Annotated in this window: 19 protein-coding genes; 7 read left to right on the top strand and 12 right to left on the bottom strand. The window is 67.5% G+C overall.

The features are described 5' to 3' along the window. Positions 1–13 precede the first annotated feature (13 nt). A complete protein-coding gene (locus IEV99_RS12245; protein ID WP_244643956.1) occupies positions 14–1,039 on the bottom strand; it encodes an ABC transporter substrate-binding protein in 1,026 nt (341 codons plus the stop codon). Positions 1,040–1,168: 129 nt separating this feature from the next. Here IEV99_RS12245 and IEV99_RS12240 point away from each other — a divergent pair, with 129 nt between their 5' ends. Next, entirely contained in the window at positions 1,169–2,089 is a 921-nt protein-coding gene (locus IEV99_RS12240; protein ID WP_188518072.1) for a LysR substrate-binding domain-containing protein, read from the top strand. Positions 2,090–2,093: 4 nt separating this feature from the next. Here IEV99_RS12240 and IEV99_RS12235 read toward each other — a convergent pair whose 3' ends face one another. From IEV99_RS12235 to IEV99_RS12225, 3 genes are all read right to left on the bottom strand, one after another. After that, positions 2,094–3,221 (bottom strand): zinc-binding dehydrogenase, encoded by a 1,128-nt coding sequence (locus tag IEV99_RS12235; RefSeq protein WP_188518071.1) that lies wholly within the window; start codon positions 3,219–3,221, stop codon positions 2,094–2,096. Positions 3,222–3,727: 506 nt separating this feature from the next. Further along, positions 3,728–4,288, bottom strand: coding sequence for a fasciclin domain-containing protein (locus IEV99_RS12230; RefSeq protein ID WP_188518070.1), 561 nt, complete (start codon positions 4,286–4,288; stop codon positions 3,728–3,730). 96 nt (positions 4,289–4,384) lie between these two features. Next, the gene (locus IEV99_RS12225) at positions 4,385–5,335 is read right to left on the bottom strand and encodes a catechol 2,3-dioxygenase (protein WP_188518069.1); all 951 of its coding nucleotides are present in this window, start codon (positions 5,333–5,335) and stop codon (positions 4,385–4,387) included. Between the two features lie 108 nt (positions 5,336–5,443). Here IEV99_RS12225 and IEV99_RS12220 point away from each other — a divergent pair, with 108 nt between their 5' ends. The 5 genes from IEV99_RS12220 to IEV99_RS12200 all read left to right on the top strand — a co-directional run bounded on the left by IEV99_RS12220 (position 5,444) and on the right by IEV99_RS12200 (position 9,900). Then, complete coding sequence (locus tag IEV99_RS12220) at positions 5,444–6,355, top strand: LysR family transcriptional regulator (RefSeq protein WP_188518068.1); 912 nt, start codon at positions 5,444–5,446, stop codon at positions 6,353–6,355. Positions 6,356–6,442: 87 nt separating this feature from the next. Beyond that, the gene (locus tag IEV99_RS12215) at positions 6,443–7,252 is read left to right on the top strand and encodes an NAD(P)-dependent oxidoreductase (protein ID WP_188518067.1); all 810 of its coding nucleotides are present in this window, start codon (positions 6,443–6,445) and stop codon (positions 7,250–7,252) included. 88 nt (positions 7,253–7,340) lie between these two features. Further along, positions 7,341–8,453 (top strand): 4-oxalomesaconate tautomerase, encoded by a 1,113-nt coding sequence (locus IEV99_RS12210; protein ID WP_188519635.1) that lies wholly within the window; start codon positions 7,341–7,343, stop codon positions 8,451–8,453. 11 nt (positions 8,454–8,464) lie between these two features. Further along, positions 8,465–9,205, top strand: coding sequence for a PIG-L deacetylase family protein (locus IEV99_RS12205; protein ID WP_244643836.1), 741 nt, complete (start codon positions 8,465–8,467; stop codon positions 9,203–9,205). Then, on the top strand, positions 9,202–9,900 hold the full coding sequence (locus IEV99_RS12200; protein WP_188518066.1) for a 4-carboxy-4-hydroxy-2-oxoadipate aldolase/oxaloacetate decarboxylase: 699 nt from the start codon (positions 9,202–9,204) through the stop codon (positions 9,898–9,900). The genes IEV99_RS12205 and IEV99_RS12200 overlap by 4 nt, the downstream gene beginning before the upstream one ends. On the opposite strand, the gene IEV99_RS12195 is transcribed toward IEV99_RS12200, so the two are convergent. From IEV99_RS12195 to IEV99_RS12165, 7 genes are all read right to left on the bottom strand, one after another. Further along, positions 9,897–11,450, bottom strand: coding sequence for a DHA2 family efflux MFS transporter permease subunit (locus tag IEV99_RS12195; RefSeq protein WP_188518065.1), 1,554 nt, complete (start codon positions 11,448–11,450; stop codon positions 9,897–9,899). The genes IEV99_RS12200 and IEV99_RS12195 overlap by 4 nt on opposite strands. Continuing rightward, a complete protein-coding gene (locus IEV99_RS12190; RefSeq protein WP_188518064.1) occupies positions 11,434–11,940 on the bottom strand; it encodes an isoprenylcysteine carboxyl methyltransferase family protein in 507 nt (168 codons plus the stop codon). Before IEV99_RS12190 ends, IEV99_RS12195 begins: the two co-directional genes overlap by 17 nt. Next, positions 11,937–12,989, bottom strand: coding sequence for a type III polyketide synthase (locus tag IEV99_RS12185; protein ID WP_188518063.1), 1,053 nt, complete (start codon positions 12,987–12,989; stop codon positions 11,937–11,939). The genes IEV99_RS12190 and IEV99_RS12185 overlap by 4 nt, the downstream gene beginning before the upstream one ends. Positions 12,990–13,105: 116 nt before the next feature. After that, complete coding sequence (locus tag IEV99_RS12180; protein ID WP_188518062.1) at positions 13,106–14,323, bottom strand: cysteine desulfurase-like protein; 1,218 nt, start codon at positions 14,321–14,323, stop codon at positions 13,106–13,108. A gap of 17 nt (positions 14,324–14,340) precedes the next feature. Continuing rightward, complete coding sequence (locus tag IEV99_RS12175; RefSeq protein ID WP_188518061.1) at positions 14,341–14,859, bottom strand: ureidoglycolate lyase; 519 nt, start codon at positions 14,857–14,859, stop codon at positions 14,341–14,343. Next, complete coding sequence (locus IEV99_RS12170; protein WP_188518060.1) at positions 14,838–15,509, bottom strand: amino acid ABC transporter permease; 672 nt, start codon at positions 15,507–15,509, stop codon at positions 14,838–14,840. Before IEV99_RS12170 ends, IEV99_RS12175 begins: the two co-directional genes overlap by 22 nt. A gap of 88 nt (positions 15,510–15,597) precedes the next feature. After that, a complete protein-coding gene (locus IEV99_RS12165; RefSeq protein WP_188518059.1) occupies positions 15,598–16,383 on the bottom strand; it encodes a transporter substrate-binding domain-containing protein in 786 nt (261 codons plus the stop codon). A 140-nt stretch (positions 16,384–16,523) separates the two neighbouring features. Between IEV99_RS12165 and IEV99_RS12160 the strand changes: the two genes are divergently transcribed. Then, complete coding sequence (locus IEV99_RS12160; RefSeq protein WP_188518058.1) at positions 16,524–17,270, top strand: FadR/GntR family transcriptional regulator; 747 nt, start codon at positions 16,524–16,526, stop codon at positions 17,268–17,270. A 14-nt stretch (positions 17,271–17,284) separates the two neighbouring features. Here the strand turns inward: IEV99_RS12160 and IEV99_RS12155 are convergent, their stop codons facing one another. Continuing rightward, positions 17,285–20,605: a PAS domain-containing protein gene (locus tag IEV99_RS12155; RefSeq protein WP_188518057.1), complete on the bottom strand. Its 3,321-nt coding sequence runs from the start codon at positions 20,603–20,605 to the stop codon at positions 17,285–17,287. Positions 20,606–20,665: the final 60 nt, after the last annotated feature.

Here is a 20,665-nt window from a genome sequence, read left to right as displayed (position 1 = left end):
GGGGGGTGTGGTCCTACCGCTCGATCTCGCGATTCCAGCGTTTGGTCCACTCCTCGCGCTTGGCGTTCGCGGTGTCCCAGTCGACCGCCTTCAGGGTCTTGGCGAGATCGCCGTAAGGCAGGCCCTTCTGGTCCTCGGCCGCGAGCTTCACGGTCATGTTGGCCGGGCCCGTGCCAGCGCCCTTGGCGAGCGTTACCTGGATTTCGGGCGAGAGCAGGTGCTGCAGGAAGGCGTTGGCCTCTTTCTCGTTCTTGGATCCGGCCACCGGGCAGGCCGCGGTGCCGAGCGCGTAGCCGCCTTCCTTGGGGTAGATGAACTCCACCGGGAAGCCGGTGTCCGCGAAGGCCTTCACGCGGCCCGAGCCCCACACGGCGAACACCGCCTGGCCGTTCTGGAACAGCTCGGTCATCTTGGCCGGGGAGGGCTCGTAGGCGAGCACGTTGGCGTTGATCTCGGACTTGAACGCCTTGAAGCCGGGCTCGATGTCCTTCTCGCCGCCGCCCGCGAGCTGCGCTTCTGCGATCAGCGCGTGCAGGCCGTAGGTGTTGTTGATCGGCGGGATCACGATCTTCTGCTTGAACTTGGGATCCTTCAGGTCGGCCCAGGAGGTCGGGATCGGCCACTTGTTGCCTTCAAAGGCCTTCTTGTTGACCATGAAGCCGGTCGCCACCATGCCGATGCCGACGGCCTTGTTGGACGAGAACTTCATCACCGGCGCAACGTCCTTGTAGACATCCCCGGGCGCCAACTCGCCGCAGAAGCCGAGGGATACGGCCTGATAAGCTGGGCCGTCGTCCACGATGATGGCGTCGATCTGCTGGGCGCCCTTCTGCGCCTGCAGCTTGGCAAGCGTGTCCGTGGAGTTGCCAGCCACGTACTCGACTTTTACGCCGCTCTTGGCCTCGAAGGGCGGGATGATCTCCTTGCGCATGGTCTGCTCGTATGACCCACCGTATCCGGCGACATAGAGCGTCTTTTGCTGCGCGAGCGCCTGGCTCGACGCCAACGCGGTGGAAGCTAGCAGCAGACCTGCAAACATCAACTTCATGAGACCCTCCCCATGGCCAAGAACACTGGCCCGGCAACTGTCGCCAGCTTGGACGGCGCGCTAGCCGAGGGTCAAATCGAATGATTGCAGCAGCCTATAACGAAATGTTATGGGCGAGGCATGCTGAACCCGAGACAGATCGAGGCGTTCCGGGCCGTGATTGTGATGGGGAGCGTGACGGGCGCCGCCCAGGCGCTCAACGTCACGCAGCCAGCGGTCACGCGGCTGGTGCATGATTTCCAGCGCAGCCTCGGCATGCCGCTTTTCGTGCGGCGCGGATCACGGCTCGTTCCAACCGAGGAGGCGCTGGCGCTCTATCGCGAGGTCGAACGGCAATTCGTCGGGCTCGACGGCATCGCTCGGGCCGCCCGCGACATTCGCGAAGGCCGCGTCGGAACGCTGCGCATCGCGGCGCTGCCAGCCTTCAACGTCGGCTTCATGCCGCGCGCCGTGGGCGCGTTCATGGCCGAGAGGCCCCAACTCGACGTGGCGCTCTATGGCAGCATATCGTCCCAGGTCGCCGAATGGGTGGCGTCCGGCTTTTGTGAGGTGGGCTTCGTGCAGGCCCCGATCGAGTCGGGGCACCTGGACATCGAGCCCCTGATCTCGGCCCCGGCCGTCGCGGTTCTTCCGGCGTGGCACCGCCTCGCCGCCAGGACAGTGCTGCGGCCGGAGGATTTCGCGGGCGAGCAGTTCGTGTCGCTGGAAAACAGCACGCAGCTTCGCTACCGCACCGACGCCGTGTTCGCGCAGGCCCGCGTGTCCCGCCACACCCGGGCCGAAACCCCGCTCTCGATGATCGCCTGCGCGATGGTGGCGGCCGGCGCGGGCTTGAGCATCGTCGACCCGTTCACGGCCGCCGAATATGACGGCCGCGGCGTCGCCGTGCGGGCCTTCCGGCCGGACGTGCACCTCGACATCTCGTGCATCTGGTCGGCGCAGCGCAGCCGGTCGGGGATCGCCCGGCAGTTCGTGGAATTCATCGCCGGCCGGCTTGCGCCCTTTCGGGAGCGCTCCGGCGAAGGCGACGCGCCGGCGTAGACGCCTAGAGGCTCGGATCGATGAGGTATTTGGCGCCGGTCTCCTTGCGCTGCGCCTTGGCGACGACCGCGGGATCCAGCAGGTCCGAGAGGCTGACCGTCTGCGTGTAGCGGCTCGCGAAGGTGGTCCTGATCTCGTCGACGATGCGCTGGCGCATGCGCTGCGTCTGCTCGGGCGTCGCCCGGCGCAGGAAATTGAACAGGAGCCAACCGCCCACACCCCAGGTGAAGCCGAAATTGCGCCGCAGGACCAACGGCCCGCCGGCGAGCGATCCGTAGATGTAGACCTGCTTGTGCGTGTTGGAGCCGTAGCGGCTGTAGGACGGCAGGGCGCGGGACGCGACGGTCTCCATGGCGTTCAGGATCTGGCCCGCCATCTCGCCACCGCCGATCGCGTCGAAGCCCAGCGTCGCGCCGGTCGCCGCGATTGCGTCCACGAGCTTCGCCTCGAAGCCAGGGGCGCTGCTGTCGACGACATGCGTCGCCCCGATCCCGCGCAGCAACGCCGCCTGGGCCTCGCTGCGGACGACGTTCACCAGCGGGACGTTGTCGGCCAGGCAAATGCGCACGAGCATCTGCCCCAGGTTGGACGCCGCGGCCGTATGCACCAGGCCCGTGTGGCCTTCCATCCGCATGGTCTCGACGAAGCCGAGCGCGGTGAGCGGGTTCACGAACAGGGACGCCCCTTCGGCCGCCGTCACGTCCTCGGGAAGCACGATGCAATCGCGCGCCGGAAGCCGCCGGAGCGTGGCGTACATGCCGCCGCCGATCATCGCGAGCTTGCGGCCGACCAGATGCTGCACGTCGGGGCCGGCCCGCAGCACCGTTCCGGCGCCCTCGTTCCCGACCGGGAGCGCCTGCCCGACTCGTCCGGCGACGGCGGGCATGAACTGCGGCGGGATCTTCGCCGACAGGACCGGGCGTTCGCCGGCTTCGTTGCGGGCCAGCGTGGCGGAGTCGGCCGGGCCGAGCAGCAGGCCGAGGTCCGAAGGGTTGAGCGGCGTCGCTTCGACGCGGACGATGACTTCGCCCGGTCCGGGCTCGCCGACGTCGACGGGGTCGAGCGTGATCCTGAGTTCGCCGTGGTCGGTGACCAGGGAGCGCAGTTCGAGGCCGGTCGGCATGTCAGCCATGGGAGAACTCCAGTCTGGACGGCGGGATTGCAGTCGGCGCTTTGTGCCCATCTGGATGTACATAGGAGCCGCCTGGGCGGCCGACAATCAAGCGTGGATGGCGGCGAACGCCTGCTTGGGCCGGCTTGCGCAAAACGGGGGCGCGCTCACGTTAGAGATTACAGTCTTTGAAAACATCAAATCAACATTAGATAAATGAAGGTCTAAGACGTTTCGGCCTCGTCTTCTACGCCAGTTGGCAACAGTACAGTGTATCGCGCGGCAATCTCAGTAATTCGACTTACTGGCGCTTTATGGAATTATGACACTATAAACCTTAAATGCGTTGGTGGGCGCGGGGGGACAACGATGTGGTGGGCGATCCTGGACCTCGCGGCGCTAGCCTTGTTTCTGGAGATGGCCGCCGCTGCGCCGCTCTTGGCCGACGCCTGATCAAACCCTGACGCGCTACAGCAAAAGGCCCCGGATTGCTCCGGGGCTTTTGCCGTTCAGGCTCTCGGCGCCCGTCAGGGCATCAGAACCGTGTCGACCACGTGGATCACGCCATTGGACTGCATCACGTTCGCGATGGTGATCCGCGCCTGATCGCCCTTGCTGTCGGTGACGAACAAGGTCTTTCCGCTGCGGCCGGGCTGGATCGTGAGGTTCTCGCCTTCGGCGGTCTTCAGCATCGCCTGTCCGCCGCCTTTTTTGACGAGCTGCATCAGGTCGGCCGCCGTGTAGCGGCCCGGAACCACGTGGTAGGTCAGCACCTTGGTGAGCGTCGCCTTGTTCTGCGGCTGGACGAGGCCCTCCACCGTGCCGGCAGGCAGCTTCTTGAAGGCCGCGTTGGTAGGCGCGAACACCGTGAACGGGCCCGGGCCCTGCAGCGTGTCGACGAGGCCGGCGGCCTTCACGGCCGCCACAAGGGTGGTGTGATCCTTGGAATTGACGGCGTTGTCGACGATCGTCTTGGAAGGGTACATGGCCGCGCCGCCAACCATGACGGTGCGCGCCATCGCGGCGCCCGCGACCGTGAGGCATAGCGCCGAGGTTGCGGCGAAGAGGATCGTGTTGAACTTGCGCATGGCTTTTGTCTCCCTGCGGCCCCTGGTGGGGGCCTGTGGGAGTTACGGGGCCTCAATAGGCGAAGTTTCAGCCCCGGCTGATCACGGACGCGCGATCTAGGCGACCGGTGGCGTGCCGTGCGTGTGGAAGGACTCCACTGTCTTCAGCCCCCAGGCCTGGCCCTTGGCGCGCTCGGCCTGGGTCCAGATTATGGGCTTCCAGTCCGGCGCGAGCATCAGGCGGGCGCCCGCACAGGCGATCTCGACGCGGTTGCCGCCCGGCTCGTAGACATAGAGGAAGAAGGTCTGCTGCACGGCGTGCTTGTGCGGGCCGGTCTCGATGTGGACGCCGTGCTCCAGGAAGATGTCGGCCGCGCGCAGGATGTCCTCGCGGCTATCGACCGCGTAGGTGACATGGTGGAAGCGGCCGGGCGTGCCGGTGTGGTCCTTGGTGAAGGCGATGTCATAGGTCTTGTTGGTGCAGGTCACCCAGGCGCCGGCCTCGACGCCGCTGTCGAGCACGATCATCTCGGTGGTGCGCATGCCCATGCCGCGCTCCAGAAAATGCCGCGTCTCGGCGACATCGACCACCAGCAGGTTAAGGTGGTCGATCCGACGCACATTGCAACCGCGGGCCGGATAGCGCTGGGCCTGGTTCTTGAGCGCCGGGCGCAGCTCGGGCGGCGGCTCGTACCAGCGCGTGTCGTAGTAGAGCTCGAAGACGTGTCCGTCGGCGTTGCGGGCCCGATAGGCCCTGCCGTGGCCGAGGTCGCCGTCGACCCAGCCGAGGCCCGCCCCCATGGCCTCCAGCTCGTGGATGCGGCGGTCCAGCGCCTCGGGGCTCCAGGTGCGGAACGCCACGTGGCCGACGCCGGAGGTGTGGCTGGCGGTGAGCTTCAGCGTGTGGAACTCGTAGTCGTCCCAGCCGCGCAGGTAGACGCTGTCGCGGTCGCGGCCGCTCTCCGTCATTCCCATGACGTCGACGAAGAACCGCAGGCTCTCGTCCGGCTTGGCGGTGAGCAACTCGACATGGCCGAGATGGGCGAGGTCATGGCGCGGTTCGGTCATCGTGTTTCTCCGTCCTGCCGAAATGGCCATTGCTTTCGGCTGCAATCAAATTGAATGTTTCACCCGATTGCTGAAACGGGCGCACCAATGCGCAGGGTGGAATAGCCGATGCGTGTCGACTTCCTGGGGCTCGAAGCCTTTCTGAGCATCGCGGACCGCGGCAGTTTCAACCTTGCGGCTGCGCATCTCAACCTGTCGCAAACGGCGCTGAGCCACCGCATGAAGAAGCTCGAGGACGACCTCGGGCTGAAGCTCCTCGCCCGCACGACCAGGCAGGTCTCGCTGACGCCGGCCGGGCAGGACCTGCTGCCCAAGGCGCGGCGGCTGATGGAGGAGATCGCCATCAGCTTCGCGGAGCTCCGCCGGCAGGGGAAGGACCGGCAGGAGCGGCTTGCGGTCGGTTGTTTGCCCACCATCGCGATTCACTACCTGCCGCGGGTGTTGCATGAGTTCCAGGCCGAGTGGCCCGGGCTCACCGTGCAGGTGCACGACAATTCGGCCAGCGAAATCGCCGAGCACGTGCAGGCCGGGCGCGCCGAATTCGGCATCACGATCGTGTCGGCCAACCGCTGGGACCTCGAGATCGCGCCGCTGCTGAAGGAGCCGTTCGTAGCCGTGTGCCCGGTCGGCCATCCGCTCGCGACCGAAGCCGCGATCGATTGGTCGCAACTGGAAGGCACGCCGCTGGTGCGGATCAGCCCTCAGACCGGCAACAGGGCGCTGATCGACGACGCGCTCGGCAGCCGGCGCGAGCAGATGACGTGGCGCTACGAGTGCCAGCATGTCGCCACGGCGGTGAGCCTCGTGGCCGAAGGGCTCGGGATCGCGATCCTGCCGCGCCTGTCCATCGAGGGAACCGACGCGCCGGGCGTCAGGGCCGTTACGCTGCGCAACCCCGGTATCTCGCGCACGCTGGGCGTGATCTCCAAAAAGGGGCTGCCGCTCTCGCCGGCCGCATCCGCGCTGGTGGCGCTGATCAAGCGCCGGCTGAAAGCCGAGGGGCGCCGCTCGGCGGATTAATGAGCCGTTCTCAGGAGAGGCGGCGTTCTTGTCATTTGAGCCGGCGCAGGGCGGCAAGGCACCGTGTCCCCGAAACGGGAGACGCGCATGGGACTGAGTGTTTCGTTTATCGGCTATGGGGAGGTGGGAAGCACCTTTTCGCGCGATCTGCTGCGGAACGGCGTTGGCCGCATCCTCGCCTACGACATCCTCCTTGACGATCCGGCCAGGCTCGCCGCCATGCTGGAACGGATGACGCATGACGGCGTCACGCCTGCCGACACGCTCGCGAATGCGGCGGGCGCCGGCGACGTCGTGTTCTCGGCCGTGACGGCGGACGCCGTCGAGGAGGTGGCGCGCGCGGCGGCTCCGTTTCTGCGGCCGGGCCAGATCTTCCTCGACCTCAACTCCGCGTCGCCGTCGACCAAACGCCGCGCCGCGGAAATCGTGCAGGCCGGCGGGGCCGATTACGTGGAGGGGGCCGTGATGGCGCCCGTCGCCGAGCCGCGCCTGGCGGTTTCGATCCTGGGCGGCGGCCCCGCGGCCGAGCGGGCGGCCGCGCTGCTCAATCCGTTGGGCATGAACATTCGCCCGGTCGCCGTGGAGCATGGCCGGGCTTCGGCCATGAAGCTTTGCCGCAGCATCATGATCAAAGGGCTCGAGGCGCTGATCATCGATTGCGCCGACGCCTCGGCGGCGTGGCGCGTTCAGGACGAGGTCTTCTCCAGCCTGGGCCAGAGCTTTCCGTCGATCGACTGGCCGGCCCTCGCCGTCACGATGCGCGCGAGAGTGGAGCGCCATGGCGTCCGGCGCGCGGCCGAGATGCGCGAGGCGGGCGAGATGCTGGCGGCGCTTGGGCTCGAGCCCGGCCTCTGCCAAGCGGTAGCCGAGCGGCACGAGCAGGTCGCCAAGCGATGAATTCGATTCGTTAAAGCCCGCGATCTTGTCATTTGTTTCATGCCGTTCCGCGCGCCAGCATGGCGCCATGCCATACGAGAACTGGACGATGCAGCACGGCGTAAGGTGCATGCTGATGCGGGGAGGGACTTCCAAGGGAGCCTACTTCCTCGCCGCCGACCTGCCTGACAATCCAGTCGAACGCGACGCCTGGCTGCTGGCCCTCATGGGTTCGCCAGACCCACGTCAGATCGACGGGCTCGGCGGCGCGCATCCGTTGACCAGCAAGGTTGCGGTGATCAGCCGGTCGGGCGATCCGGCCTGCGACGTCGATTTTCTGTTTGCCCAGGTCGGCGTCGACAAGCCGTCCGTCGACACCACGCCCAACTGCGGCAACATCCTGGCCGGAACGGCGCCCTTCGCGATCGAGCGGGGATTAGTCGCAGCGCGTGATGGCGTCACCACCGTCAGGGTTCGGACGCTCAACACCGGCACAATCGCGGAGCTGCAGGTACAGACGCCCGGCGGCCGGGTGCGTTATGGCGGCGATGCCCGGATCGACGGCGTCCCGGGCTCGGCGGCGCCGATCCCGATCGACTTTCTCGACGCCGCAGGCTCGGTTTGCGGCAGTCTCCTGCCCACCGGCCATGTCGCCGACCGTGTCGCGGGCGTGGATGTGACCCTGATCGACAACGGCATGCCGGTGATTGTTATCGACGCGCGCTCTGTCGATCGCACCGGGTACGAAAGCCGCGAAGAGCTCGACAAGGACGATGCGCTGAAAGCGCGGTTGGAGGAGATCCGCCTCGCGGCGGGGCCGCTGATGAATCTCGGCGATGTCGGACCCAAGGTCGTCCCCAAGATCACTCTGGTTTCGCCGCCGCGCGCCGGTGGGCATGTCTGCACGCGCAGTTTCATCCCGCACGAATGCCACGCCTCCATTGGGGTCTTCGCGGCCGTGACGGTGGCGACGGCGTGCATCCTGCCCGGCTCGCCCGCCGCCGGGGTCGCCATGATCCCGGACGGACGGGAGAAGATCCTGTCCGTGGAGCATCCGACCGGCGAGTTCACGGTCCGCGTGATCGTCGGCGGCACGCCAGCCGAGCCGCGGGTCGAGCGCGCGGGATTGCTGCGCACCGCGCGCAAGCTCTTCGACGGCGAGGCTTTCCTGCCGGAAAGCTTGTCCGGGTCCGCCCGTTCGCTTCCCGCACCCAGGTCCTGAGGAGAATACGCTTGGCCGCATCGTCGCTTCCCAGCCGCACCGGCGCGGGACTCGTAGTCACCGCCCATCCGGGCGATTTCGTCTGGCGCGCCGGGGGCGCGATCGCGCTGCATGCCCGGCAGGGCATGCGCATGGTGATTGTGTGCCTGTCCTACGGGGAGCGCGGCGAGAGCCAGTGGGCGTGGAAAACAGCCGGCGCGGCGTTGGCCGACGTGAAGGCGCAGCGCCGGGCCGAGGCCGAGAAGGCCGCGTCAATTCTCGGGGCCGAAATCGAGTTCATGGACGCGGGCGACTACCCGCTGCGCTCCACGCCCGAGATGCTGGATCGGCTGATAGACATCTACCGCACGGTGAAGCCTGCCTTCGTGCTCACGCATTCGCTGGCCGACCCCTACAATGTCGATCATCCCGAGGCGACCCGCCTCGCGCAGGAGGCGCGGATCATCGCGCAGGCGGCCGGGCACAAGCCGTCGCCGGACCTGTCCTATGCGGCGCCGCCCGTGTTCCTGTTTGAGCCGCACCAGCCGGAGCAGTGCGACTACAAGCCGAACGTCATTCTCAACATCGACGATGTCTGGGAGCAAAAGCGGAGCGCCTTTGAGGTGTTGGCGGCGCAAAAGCACCTCTGGGACTACTACACCCGGGTGGCGCTGAACCGCGGCATGCAGGGCGGGCGCAACTCCGGCCGCAGCATGCAGTATGGCGAGGCTTACCAGCGCCTATTTCCGATGGTGGTGGAGACGCTGGCATGAAGCCCGTTGTTTATCGCCGCAACCGCCGCGCAGACGTGGACGCGGTGCGCCGCCTGGGTGTGGCCGGCGTCGCCACCGTGCACGAGGCCATGGGCCGGATCGGGCTGATGAAGCCCTATCTCCGCCCCGTCTGGCAGGGCGGCGCCGTTTCGGGATCGGCCGTGACGGTGCTCTCTCAGCCCGGCGACAACTGGATGATCCATGTCGCCGTGGAACAGTGCAGGCCCGGCGACGTGATGGTGGTGGCGCTGGCGGCCGACAGCACCGACGGCATGTTCGGCGACCTCCTCGCGACCTCGCTGAAGGCGAGGGGCGTGGCGGGCCTGATCATCGACGCCGGCTGCCGCGACATCCTGACCCTGAAGGAGATGGGCTTTCCGGTGTGGTCAAAGGCGATCTCGGCGCGCGGAACCGTGAAGGCGACGCCCGGCAGCGTCAATATCCCGGTGGTTTGCGCCGGAGCCCTGGTGAGCCCGGGCGACGTGATCGTGGCCGACGACGACGGCGTCGTGGTCGTCCCGATGGAGGACGCCGTGCGGGCCGCCGACCTCGCCGACGCGCGCCTCGCCAACGAGGAGAGCAAGCGTGCGCGGCTCGCTGCCGGCGAGTTGGGGCTCGACATCTACGGCATGCGCGAAGGGCTCGCCAAAGCGGGTCTCGTTTACCTGGACGATCCCGAGGAAAGCGCCGGCTAGCGCAGGCTGGGTTGCGAGCGGCGTCGCGGCAGGGCGAGGATCACAAGACACAGCAGGCCTGCAAGCGTGAGAGCCGCGAGCACGGCCCACGCCTCGTTGATCGCCGTGGTCATGGCGGCGCGGCGCACAAGCGGCTCCAGCATCGCGAGCGCGCCTGGCGGCGGGGCCTGGGCGGGGTTGAGGAGGCCGGGCGGGATGCCCACGAAGGCGGCCGTGGCTGCGTCGCCAGCCTGAAGCTTCGTGGTGAGGCTGGTGGCCAGCGCGGGCAAGCGGCCGAAAATCACCGTGTCGATCAGCGCGAGGCCGATCGCGCCGCCGAGGTTCCGCATCAGGTTGAACAAACCGCTCGCGTCCGGGACTTCGGCCGGCGGCAGGTGCCCCAGCGCCAGCCGGGTCGGCGGCAGAAGGCAAAACATGATCGCCAGCCCGCGCACGACCTGCGGCCACAGCATCCCGGCGAAATCGGTTTCGGGGGTCTGGAAGGCGCTCATCGCGAGCCCGGCGCCGAACAACGCGAAGCCGAAGGCGCTCAGTGCGCGGGGGTCGGCGCGTTTTTCGAGCATCACCGCCACGGGGGCGGCGACGAGCTGGGCGAGGCCGGTCACCAGCATCGTCTTCCCAATCGCGAGCGCATCGTGGCCGCGCACGAAACCGAGAAAGAACGGCATCAGGTAAACCGACCCGAACAAGCCGACGCCGAGCACGAAGCTGAGCGCGCAGGCGACCGTGAACCGCAGCGACGCAAAGGCGCGCAGGTTCACGACAGGCGAGCGCGACCGCAGCATGCGCCCCGCGAACGCCGCCCCACAGACGAGACTCGTGGCCAGCAATCCGAGCACGACCCCCGATGTCCACCCCCGGCCGGGCGCCTCCTTGAGGCCGATCTCCAGCGCGGCGAGGCTGGCGGCCAGCAGCGCTACGCCGAGCGCGTCGATCGTCCTCGCGGACGCAAGGTCGGCATCGTCGCGCGGCAGCGTCGCGGCCCCGACCAGCGCCGCCGCCACGCCGGGCGCGACGTTGATCAGGAACAGCCAGCGCCACGAATAGGCGTCCGTGATCCAGCCGCCAACCACCGGGCCGAGCGTCGGCGCGAGCACGGCGAGAACGCCGGCCAGCGTCGTCGCGATCGTTTGATGCTTGAGCGGAAACAGCAGGAAGACGGCGGTGAATACGGCGGGAATCAGCGTCCCGCCCGCGAACCCCTGCAGGACGCGCCAGGCGATCAGAGCCTCGTAGGAGCCGCTCGCCGCGCAGCCCGCGGATGCGAGCGTGAAGATCGAGACCGAGGTCACGAAGAGCCAGCGCATGCTCAGGACGCGGGTGAGCAGGCCCGTAAGCGGGATCGCGACGATTTCGGCGATCAGGTAGGCGGTCTGGATCCAGCTGACCTGGTCCTCCGACATGTCCAGCGCGGCGCGGATCGTCGGCAGCGAGGTGGCGACCACCTGCACGTCCAGGATGGCCATGAACATGCCGGCGCACATGGCGGCGAAACCCGACCAGATGCGACATCCCGCGACGGCGGGCGCTGGTTCAGACGCGGCCGTCACGGCGTAGCTCCGCCAGGGCTGCGTTCTCGGCGCGGATGCGGATCGTCAGCACGGCCGCGTTGAGGAGTGAAAACACGATGGCTGCTCCTGTCAGCCCCAAGCATAGCGGCAAAACCGCGATCTCGCCGATCACGACTGCGTAGTTGGGATGCGGCAGGATGCGGTAAGGACCGGAGGCGACAAGCGTTTCGCCTGGCACGACGAGAATGCGCGTCGTCCAGCGGCTGCCCAGCGTCAGCAGCACCCAGGCGCGCAGGATCTGCAGCAGGCCAAAGACGGCCAGCCAGCCAATCTGGACAGGCTGGTTAAGGCCGGCCGTCCAGAGATAGGCGAGCCAGGCGGCGTGCAACGCCACTACCAGAGGGTAATGGCCGGGCGCGATTTCAACGCCGCCGCGCGCCAGCAGGCCGGCGGTGTTACGCCGCGCGAGCACCAGTTCGCCCAGGCGCTCGGCCGTGACAAGCGCGAGCAGCAGCGCCGCTCCAGTCATGCGGCGCGCCGCAACGAGACGCTGCTGGCCGAAAAGCCCGGCCCCATGGCGGTGAGCAGGCTGCGGTTCGGTAGGCCCGCCTGCGCGGTCTTCTGCAGCACGAAGAGCGCCGTCGGGGCCGACATGTTGCCGTATTCGCGCAGGATGTCGCGCTCATGGTCCAGCGCGCCCTGGCCCAAGTCCAGCGCGCGCTCCAGCGCCTGGATCACCTTCACGCCGCCCGGGTGGCAGACGAAGCGGTCAACGTCGTGCATGGCGAGGCCGCCGCTGGCCAGCATGCCGGCGACCGCCGGCGCGAGGTTCTCTTCGGCAAAGGGCGGGATGGCCCGGTCGAATATGACGCCGAGGCCCTGGGGATCCACGGACCAGCCCATGATGTCGAGCGTGTCCGGCCAGGTGTGCTGGGCGGAATGCTCGATCGTGGCCAATCCAGCATCGCCGGTGCGCAGCACGCAGGCGGCGGCTCCGTCGCCGAACAGGGCGGTGGCGACGATGTTGGCGCTGCTGAGCACATCGTGACGGAATGCGAGGGTGCAGATCTCGATCACGACAAGGAGGACGACGCTGCCGGGCCGGGCCTTGGCGAGCCGGCCTGCGAGGCCGAGCCCGGAAACGCCCCCGGCGCATCCCAGGCCGAAGACGGGCACGCGCTCGATATTCGGCCGGAAGCCCATGCGGGCGGAGGCTCGCGCTTCGAGGCTGGGCGTTGCGATGCCGGTCGACGAGACAGTCACCACGGTGTCGACCTCGGCGGCCGTGATCCCGGCCATGTCCAGCGCCTTGGTGGCGACGTCGACGAAAAGGTCCTGCGCGCCTTCGAGATAGGCCGCGGTTCGCTCCGGCCAGCCGAGATCGGCGGCGTACCACTCGAGCGGACGAACGGCGTGGCGCTTGCGGATGCCTGCGCTCTCGAACACGCGCGCCAGGCGTCCGAAATCCTTGAACCGATCCGCGAACTGCTCGGCCGCCGCCCGTGCGGCGTCGGCCTGAAGGATCTCATGCGGGGGGATGGCGGTGGACAGCGAGACGAGTTGAACAGGCGAAGACATGCGGATGCGGCCTCGTGCGCCCCGGCGTGAGGCTATGTGCTCAATCGATCATTGTAGGGTCCGTTCCGGCGCATGATGACGCAGTCCCGCATCACCTTTCCGCTATCGCCGCGGGCTCACAGCACCTTGTCGAGGGCTGCGATGAGGCGATCGGCTTCCTCGAGCGTGTTGTAGTGCACCATGGAGACGCGCACGACGCCGCCGTCGTCCTGCAGGTTCAGGCGCTCGATCAGCCGACGGGAGTGGAAGTCGCCGAAGCGGATGCCGATGTGGTCCGCCTCGACGGCGCGAACAACCTCGTCCGAGCGGCGCCCGTCCACCTTGAACGCGATGGTGGGCACCCGCACCGCGCGATCGGCCGTGCGCGGGCCGACGATGCGAACGTCGTTGCGGGAATTCAGCCAGTCGAGCACGCGGGCGGACAGCCGCTCCTCATGGGCGGCAATCTGGTCGAAGGCCGCCACAACGCCCGCGCGGCCCGGCGCGCCGCCGATCTCCTCCAGATAGTCGACGATGCCGGCGCTGCCCCAGGCGAGCTCGTAGTTGGTGTTGCCGGGCTCGAGCTTCCCGGGCACCACGGCCTTGCCGTAGAAGTAGTGGTAGAGCCCGTCGAGCTCCAGCAGATGCTCGTGCCGCCCCCACAGCACAGCGAAGTGCGGGCCGTAAACCTTGTAAAACGAGAACACATAGTAATCCGCGCCCAGCGCGGCGACGTCCACGGCCCGGTGCGGCGCATACGCGACGGCATCCACGCAAAGCCGGGCGCCGGCGGCGTGGACCTTTTCGGCGATGGCCGGGATAGGGTTGATGGCCCCCAGGATGTTGGACGCGTGCGTCACGCAGACGAGCCGCGTCTTCGGATTGAGAAGCGCGTCGAGGTCGGCGAGATCAATCTCGCCGGTTTCGGCGTTCGCGTGCCAAGTGCGGATCACGACGCCCTGGTCGCGCAGCATCAGCCACGGCCCAATGTTGGACTCATGGTCGAAGTCGGTGACCACGATCTCGTCGCCCGGGCTGAACTGGCTCGCCATGGCGGTCGCGAGGAAGCGCATCAGGACGGTGGTGGAGGGTCCGAGCACGACCTCCTCGGGCCGCGGCGCGCCGATCAGGGTTGCGATGCGACGCCGTGCTTCGGCCAGACGCTCGGAGGCGCGCACCGAGGCCGGGTAGCTCGCGCCGGTCTGGACGCTGGTGGTGAGCATGTAGTCCGCCACCCGGCGCGCCACGACGCCAAGCACCTGCGATCCGCCTGCGTTGTCGAGATAGGCCCAGTCGTCCAGCGCGAGAGCCGGGAAATGGGAGCGGACGAGATCGAGATCGAGATTGGCGGTCATGGCGGCTCGCAACTGGGTCAGGACGGGGGAAGGATGACTTGGATGGGGTTCGGGATCACGCAGCTCTGGCAGTCGTCGTCGCCGCCGGATTCCCACATGGCCATCAGGAAGGAGCCACGCTCCAGCAGCGCCACCATGGGAAAGTGCCAGACGCCTTTGCCATAGACCACATGCTGGTCGGGTCGCCCCAGAAAGGCGCGGGCCTGCGCGACGTCGGGGCCGCCGTCGGGGCCGTCCGGCGTCACGACCACCAGGTAGGAACCGCCGTCGACGGGGGCGAAGAGTTGCTCGCTGCGCGGGTGGCGTTCAAACATCGCGACCGGCACCGGCCATGCCGAAGCGTCCAGCCGGTACAGGGCGACGCTCTGGCCGGCCGCGGCGGTGTCGTGGCCGAGCGTGGCGCCCATCTCGATCCGAACGCCGCGCCCTTCGTTGACGGGTTTTCCCGGCTGCCGGTCGATGACGCGGCCAAAGGCTTCGAAGGCCACCCCATCCAGGGGTTCGGCCGTGAGCGTCAGCGTCGGGCCGGCGTCCATGTCTTCTCCATGTGGGCGACGAGCCGCACCAGCGGCAGCAGGATGAGGATGTAGACGCCCGCCGCCGCGATCAGCGGCGTCGGATTGGCGGCCAGAGCCTGCGCCTGGGTGGCCTGCTTCAGCAGGTCGGGCATCGCCACCACGGAGGCCAGCGCGGTGTCCTTCATGACGTTGATGGCGTTGGACGTCATCGGCGGCACCACGATGCTGACAGCCTGCGGCAGCACCACCTTGGACATCACCAGCCACGGCCGTAGCCCGAGCGCGCGGGCAGCCTCGAACTGGCCGACCGGAACCGCCTCGATCCCGGCGCGGAAGATCTCGGCGCTGTAGGCGGCCGCCACCATGGAGATGGCCGTCACGGCGGCGCCAAAGGCCGGCAGCCTCAGGCCCGCGAAGGGCAGGGCGTAGTAGACGACGATCAGCAGAACCAGGATCGGGATGGCGCGAAAGAGGTCGATATAGGCGATCGCCAGCCAGCGCCACGGCCGGGCGGCGTAGAGCCGCGCCAGGGCGAGCACCAGCCCCAAAGCGAGGCCGATCACGATGCTGGTCACGCCCAGCAGCAGCGTCGTCGACAAGCCGCTAAGGATCAGCGGCAAGGTTGCGACGAAGACCTTGTAGTTGAGGAACGTCTCGAAAATCGACATGGGGCCCGGAGCGCTGCACGGCCGCCAGAGATGCGAACCGCGCGGGAAGAAGCCGCCGCGTGCCAGCACGCGGCGGCGAGACGCAGAATCAGAGCTTCGGCAGATCCAGCACGGTGGCTGTCGCCATGCCGGCGTCCGGGTCCGTTCCGAACCAGGTCTTGTGGATAGCCGCCATGGCGCCGTCCTTCTTCATCGCCGTGATCGCGTCGTTGACCTTGGCGAGGATGGGGGAGTTCTTGGCGGTCATCACCGAGTACTGCTCGGTGGTCTTGATCCGTTCGATCACGGCGAACTGCGGCTTGTCCTTGACGTAGTACAGCAGCGCCGGGATGTCGGAGATGTAGCCGTCGATACGGCCGGCCGCGAGGTCGAGCATGGCCGGGTTCAGGCCCTCATAGCGGCGGATGTCCTTGAACTTGGACTTGGCCATGTTCTCGGTGGCCCACATGTCGCCCGTGGAGCCGGTGTCGACGCCGATCGTCTTGCCGGCCATGTCGGCGAGGGTCTTGGCGCCGCTCGCCTTCACGACCGTGAGGGACTGGTCGCTGTCGTAGTAGGGCTGCGCAAAGGAGACGCTCTCCAGGCGCTTCTTGGTGATCGTGATCGACGACACTGCGGCGTCGATCTGGCCCGACTGCACGGCCGCGAACAGGCCGTTGAACGGAATGTTCACGAACTCGACCTTTTGGCCGATCCGCTTGCCGACCTCTTTCATCAGGTCGATCTCGAAGCCGACGATCTCGCCCTTCGCGTCCTGGAATTCCCAGGGCACGTTGCCGATGTTGGCTCCGACCTTGATGCTCTGAGCCTGGGCTCCGCCCAGCCCCAGGGCGAGCGCCGCCACCGTCAAGGCGCCCCGCAAAATGTTGCGCATCCGAATTCTCCCTCCAGTGTGGACTGCTCGCCGGAACTGGTCAGACCGGCCAGACCGCTTGACGATGTCGGCGTTGGCCTGCACCGTCAAGCCCATAGATGGTGCGTCGTCGGGCGCAGTTTTGGGCAGCAGGTTCGCGCATGAGCGACGCCGATACGACGATCAGGCACGAGACAGAGACCGGCGCTTCGTTTCCGGCGTCCTGGACAGCGACCGCCCCCTCGCGTGAGCCCGTTCCGCGGTCCATCGCGGCGGCGTTGCAACGGTCGATCCTCGACGGCGAGCTCGGGCCTGGAGCCCAGCTGCCGTCCCAGCGCGATCTGTCCGAGCACTTCGGCGTGAGCCGGGCGTCGCTGCGCGAGGCCTTCTCGGTTCTGGAGGCGCAGGGCCTGATCCAGGTGCAGCCCGGGCGCGGCGTCTTCGTGTCGACCGAGGGCGCGCGGCGGACGCTCTGGCCCTACTCGCACCGGGCGTCCGCGCGAGACGCCTATGAGGCGCGGCTCGCGCTGGAAGCTCAGGCGGCTTCGCTGGCCGCCGCCCGGGTGGACGAAGAGGGCATCCGGCGGTTGGCCGCGACCGTCGAGACGCTCGCGCAGGCGTGCCGGGCGGGCGACATCGACGGCATGGCGACTGCCGACGCTGCATTTCACGACACCATGCTGGAGTTGTCCGGCAACCCGCTGATCGCCTCGATGTATCGCAGCGTGCGCGAGGTGATGGTGGCGAGCCAGAGCCTTCCGATGACGGCCGGGACCGGGCTCGAGGACACGGTGGCGGAGCACCGCGCCATTCTGGAGCTCTTGCGCCACGGCCGCGGCGACGAGGCGGCCGCGGCCATGACGGCGCATATCCGAGCCGCCGCCAAGCGCGCCGGCATCGACGTTTGAGCCGTGCGCGGCGGTCAGGCGTGCGAGCGCGCACGCCCGGCCATCGCCCGCGCGGCGGCGTCGGCCAGCTCGGATTGCAGAAACGGCTTGGCTAGCCGGAGCATGGTCGGATCGACGTCCGCCGGCAATTCGGCGTAGCCGGTCGCGAGGATCACGGGCAAATCGGGGCGCCGCTCCCGGACGGCGCTGACAAGTTGCGCGCCGGTCATGTGCGGCATGGCGTGGTCAGTGATCAGCAGGTCGAACGCGAAGCCTTCCATGATCTCGAGGGCTTCGCTGCCTGACTTAGCCGACCTGACCTCGTGCCCGAGGTCTTCCAGCATCTCGACCGTGTTCATCAGAACCAGCGGGTCGTCGTCGACCGCCAGAATCGTGAGCCGCTCCTGGCTCGGCGACGGCGCCGGGCCGCCAGCTCGGTCGAGCGCCCTTTTGTTCAACGCATCCGCTTCGCCGTCCGCGAAGGCGGGCAGCCAGATCTCAGCGGTGGCGCCCGCGCCAGGCTCGCTGCGCAGCATCAGCGTGCCGCCGGATTGCGCGGCGAAGCCATGCACCATTGAGAGGCCGAGCCCGGTGCCTTTGCCGACCCCCTTGGTAGTGAAGAACGGCTCGGTCGCGCGTTTCAGCGTCGCCTCGTCCATGCCTTCGCCGCTGTCCGAAACGCTGATGCGCACGTAACGGCCGGGCCTCAGTCGGGAGCCGTCGCCGATGGCCGCGGTCTCCTCGCGCCCCGCAATGGTGATCCGGCCCTGTCCGCTCATGGCGTCGCGGGCGTTGACCGCAAGGTTCAGCAACGCCGAGGCGAGCTGGTTGGGGTCGGTGACGATGGTGGGCAGCGGCTGGGCGAAACGCGTCTCGATCGCGATCATCGGCCCCAACGAATGCTGCAGCAGATCCATCATGCCGCCCAAAAACTGCTCCGGATCGACCTTTTCGGATTGCAGGTCCTGACGCCGGGCGAAGGCCAGCATGTGCTTGGTCAACGAGCCGCCGCGGCGGGCGGCCTCGAGCGCGTTGTCGAGAAGCCGCAACAGCTGCGGTTCCTTGGGCATGCGTTTGCGCAGCAACTCAAGGCTGCCATAAACCGCCATGAGGAGATTGTTGAAATCGTGCGCGACCCCGCCCGTGAGGTTGCCTATCGCCTCCATCTTCTGGGCGTGCTGCAACGCCTTTTCGGCGTGCACGCGCGCGGTGGTGTCCACCGCCTCGGGAACGAGCGCGATGACCTCGCCGGTGCGGCTCATTACAGGCCGCATCGTGAACTCGAATGAGCGCGGTCCCGCGGGCAGGTTCAAAACAAGGTCGGCGCTTTCGGCAGAGCCCCGGGCGACCCGCTTCACGGTTTCGCGGACGATCTCGGGCGCGCCGGGCGTGCCCGAGAACCACGGCGTTTCCCAATAGGGAGCGCCTGCGACGTCGCTCAGCTTCGCGCCGATGCCCGCGAGCGATGTCGAGTTCACATACTGCACCACGCCTTCGGGGGAGAGCAGCCCGAGATAGAGGTGCGACGTTTCCAGCACAGTGCGGATGTTCCGCTCGCTTTGCTGCAGGGCGGCGGTGCGCTCCGCGACCTTGGCCTCCAACTCCTCGCGAAAGCGGCGTTCGCTCAGTCGTGCGGAGGCATCCGACCGGACGCGCTCGATATGCGCCCAGGATCGTTCGGTGACTTCCGCCAACAACGCGAGATCGTTGGCCGCCCAAAGCCTCGGAACCTTGTCGTGAATGGCCATCAGGGCGGTGAGGCGGCCTTCCTTGACGAGCGGCATGCAGATGGTTGCGGCCAGGCCGATCTGCAGAAAGGTGGCGGCTTCCTCTGGCGGCAATTCGCTCGCGATATCGCTGAGGACCAGCGGCTTTCCGTCGTGCAGGTTGTCGACCGCGAGCTTGCCGAACGCCGAAAGGCTGTAGTAGCCGACGATGCTCGGCGAGCCGGGGGCGCTCCAGTCGCCCCGGATGGTGAAGTGGTCCTGGTCGGGCTCCATGTCCGCATAGGCGCAGACCGAGACGCCGAGGTGCTCTCCCAGCATCCGCGTCGTGACGCCGAGGATGACGTCCGCGTCGGCGCTCTTGGCCGTCTGCTTGCCCAGGGTATCGAGAAACAGGAGTCGGGCCTCGTTCTCGCGCAGGGCGGCTTCCGCTTCCTTCTGCTCGGTGATGTCTTGGACGAGCGCGTAGAGTCCTTCTGTCCGCCCAGACGGGTCGAAGCGCGGCACATACTCGACCTGCACGTGACGAGCCCCTCCGGTCTGGTAGGGCATCTGTTGTTCGAAGCTGACCGTTTCTCCCGCCAAAGCGCGATCGATCCAGGGCTTCACCTTGGCGAAGGCGGTCTCGCCGACGACCTCGCGGACGAGACGGCCCTCGATTTCGTCACGGCGATGGGGAAACCAGTCTTCGTAGATCCGGTTCACGAAGCGATAGCGAAGCTCCGGAGCGCGATCCATGTAGGACACGAGAACGGGCAGCGCGTCGGCGAGGCGTTGAAATTCCTTTTCGCGCCCCTGCACGGCATGCTCGGCCCATACCAGGCTGGTGACGTCCGTTCCTTGTCCAAAAATTCCGGTCACGCGGCCGCGGTCGTCTCGGATCGGTTGGTAGACGATGTCAACGTATCGCTCGTCCGCGCGTTCGGTCGAACCGCTTTTCAACAAAACCGGCATCGTCCGCCCGACATAGGGTTCGCCGCTGGCGTAGACGTCGTCGATGATCTCGAAAAAGCCCTGGTCGCTGAGTTCGGGGAACGCTTCCCGCAGTGGTTTGCCGATGACCTCACGCTCACCGCCGACAAGGTGGAAGAACGCGTCATTGACGAAGTCGAAGACGTGATCCGGCCCTTGAAGCACGTGGATGAAGCCGGGCGCCTGGGCGAACAGGGCTTTCAGGCGCTCGCCCTCGCTGGCGAGCCGCCGCTCGGCCATCACGCGCTCGGTGGTCTCGACCACGACCGCCAGAACGCCGCCCGGGCTGCCGGTTTCATCCGGCACGGGAGAATAGTCCAGATTCATCCAGACCTGTTCGGGGCGGCCCTTGCGGTACAGCGTCAGTTCCTGGTCGCGGTAAGCCAGCGTGCCTCCCGCCATGCCGACCCGCATCACATTGTCGTTGAAGTCCGCGACCTCGGGCCAGCCCTCGCGCACGTTGGAGCCGAGGAGGCGCGGGTGCCGCTTCCCGGCGAACAACGAATAAGCGTCATTGTAAAGCATGACGCCTTCCGGACCCCACAGCAGCACCATGGGCACGGGCGAGCGAAGCACGATTCCCACCGCCGTGCGCAGGCTCTGTGGCCAATGGCGCAATGGACCGAGCGGCGTTGCTGACCAGCCGAAATCGGAGATCATTCGTCCGGTCTCGCTGTCTGTGAACAGAAACGGAAAGTCGGGCGCCTTTATATCTTCGAT

Source organism: Alsobacter metallidurans (assembly GCF_014636935.1).
In the GTDB taxonomy this organism is placed as follows: Bacteria; Pseudomonadota; Alphaproteobacteria; order Rhizobiales; family Beijerinckiaceae; genus Alsobacter; species Alsobacter metallidurans.
This window is presented reverse-complemented; position numbering and strand designations above follow the sequence as displayed.

Coding starts and splice junctions, on each gene's coding strand:
- IEV99_RS12245 (WP_244643956.1), bottom strand. CDS start 1,039: ATGTTTGCAGGTCTGCTGCTAGCTTCCACCGCGTTGGCGTCGAGCCAG.
- IEV99_RS12240 (WP_188518072.1), top strand. CDS start 1,169: ATGCTGAACCCGAGACAGATCGAGGCGTTCCGGGCCGTGATTGTGATG.
- IEV99_RS12235 (WP_188518071.1), bottom strand. CDS start 3,221: ATGGCTGACATGCCGACCGGCCTCGAACTGCGCTCCCTGGTCACCGAC.
- IEV99_RS12230 (WP_188518070.1), bottom strand. CDS start 4,288: ATGCGCAAGTTCAACACGATCCTCTTCGCCGCAACCTCGGCGCTATGC.
- IEV99_RS12225 (WP_188518069.1), bottom strand. CDS start 5,335: ATGACCGAACCGCGCCATGACCTCGCCCATCTCGGCCATGTCGAGTTG.
- IEV99_RS12220 (WP_188518068.1), top strand. CDS start 5,444: ATGCGTGTCGACTTCCTGGGGCTCGAAGCCTTTCTGAGCATCGCGGAC.
- IEV99_RS12215 (WP_188518067.1), top strand. CDS start 6,443: ATGGGACTGAGTGTTTCGTTTATCGGCTATGGGGAGGTGGGAAGCACC.
- IEV99_RS12210 (WP_188519635.1), top strand. CDS start 7,341: ATGCAGCACGGCGTAAGGTGCATGCTGATGCGGGGAGGGACTTCCAAG.
- IEV99_RS12200 (WP_188518066.1), top strand. CDS start 9,202: ATGAAGCCCGTTGTTTATCGCCGCAACCGCCGCGCAGACGTGGACGCG.
- IEV99_RS12190 (WP_188518064.1), bottom strand. CDS start 11,940: ATGACTGGAGCGGCGCTGCTGCTCGCGCTTGTCACGGCCGAGCGCCTG.
- IEV99_RS12185 (WP_188518063.1), bottom strand. CDS start 12,989: ATGTCTTCGCCTGTTCAACTCGTCTCGCTGTCCACCGCCATCCCCCCG.
- IEV99_RS12180 (WP_188518062.1), bottom strand. CDS start 14,323: ATGACCGCCAATCTCGATCTCGATCTCGTCCGCTCCCATTTCCCGGCT.
- IEV99_RS12175 (WP_188518061.1), bottom strand. CDS start 14,859: ATGGACGCCGGCCCGACGCTGACGCTCACGGCCGAACCCCTGGATGGG.
- IEV99_RS12170 (WP_188518060.1), bottom strand. CDS start 15,509: ATGTCGATTTTCGAGACGTTCCTCAACTACAAGGTCTTCGTCGCAACC.
- IEV99_RS12165 (WP_188518059.1), bottom strand. CDS start 16,383: ATGCGCAACATTTTGCGGGGCGCCTTGACGGTGGCGGCGCTCGCCCTG.
- IEV99_RS12160 (WP_188518058.1), top strand. CDS start 16,524: ATGAGCGACGCCGATACGACGATCAGGCACGAGACAGAGACCGGCGCT.
- IEV99_RS12155 (WP_188518057.1), bottom strand. CDS start 20,605: ATGATCTCCGATTTCGGCTGGTCAGCAACGCCGCTCGGTCCATTGCGC.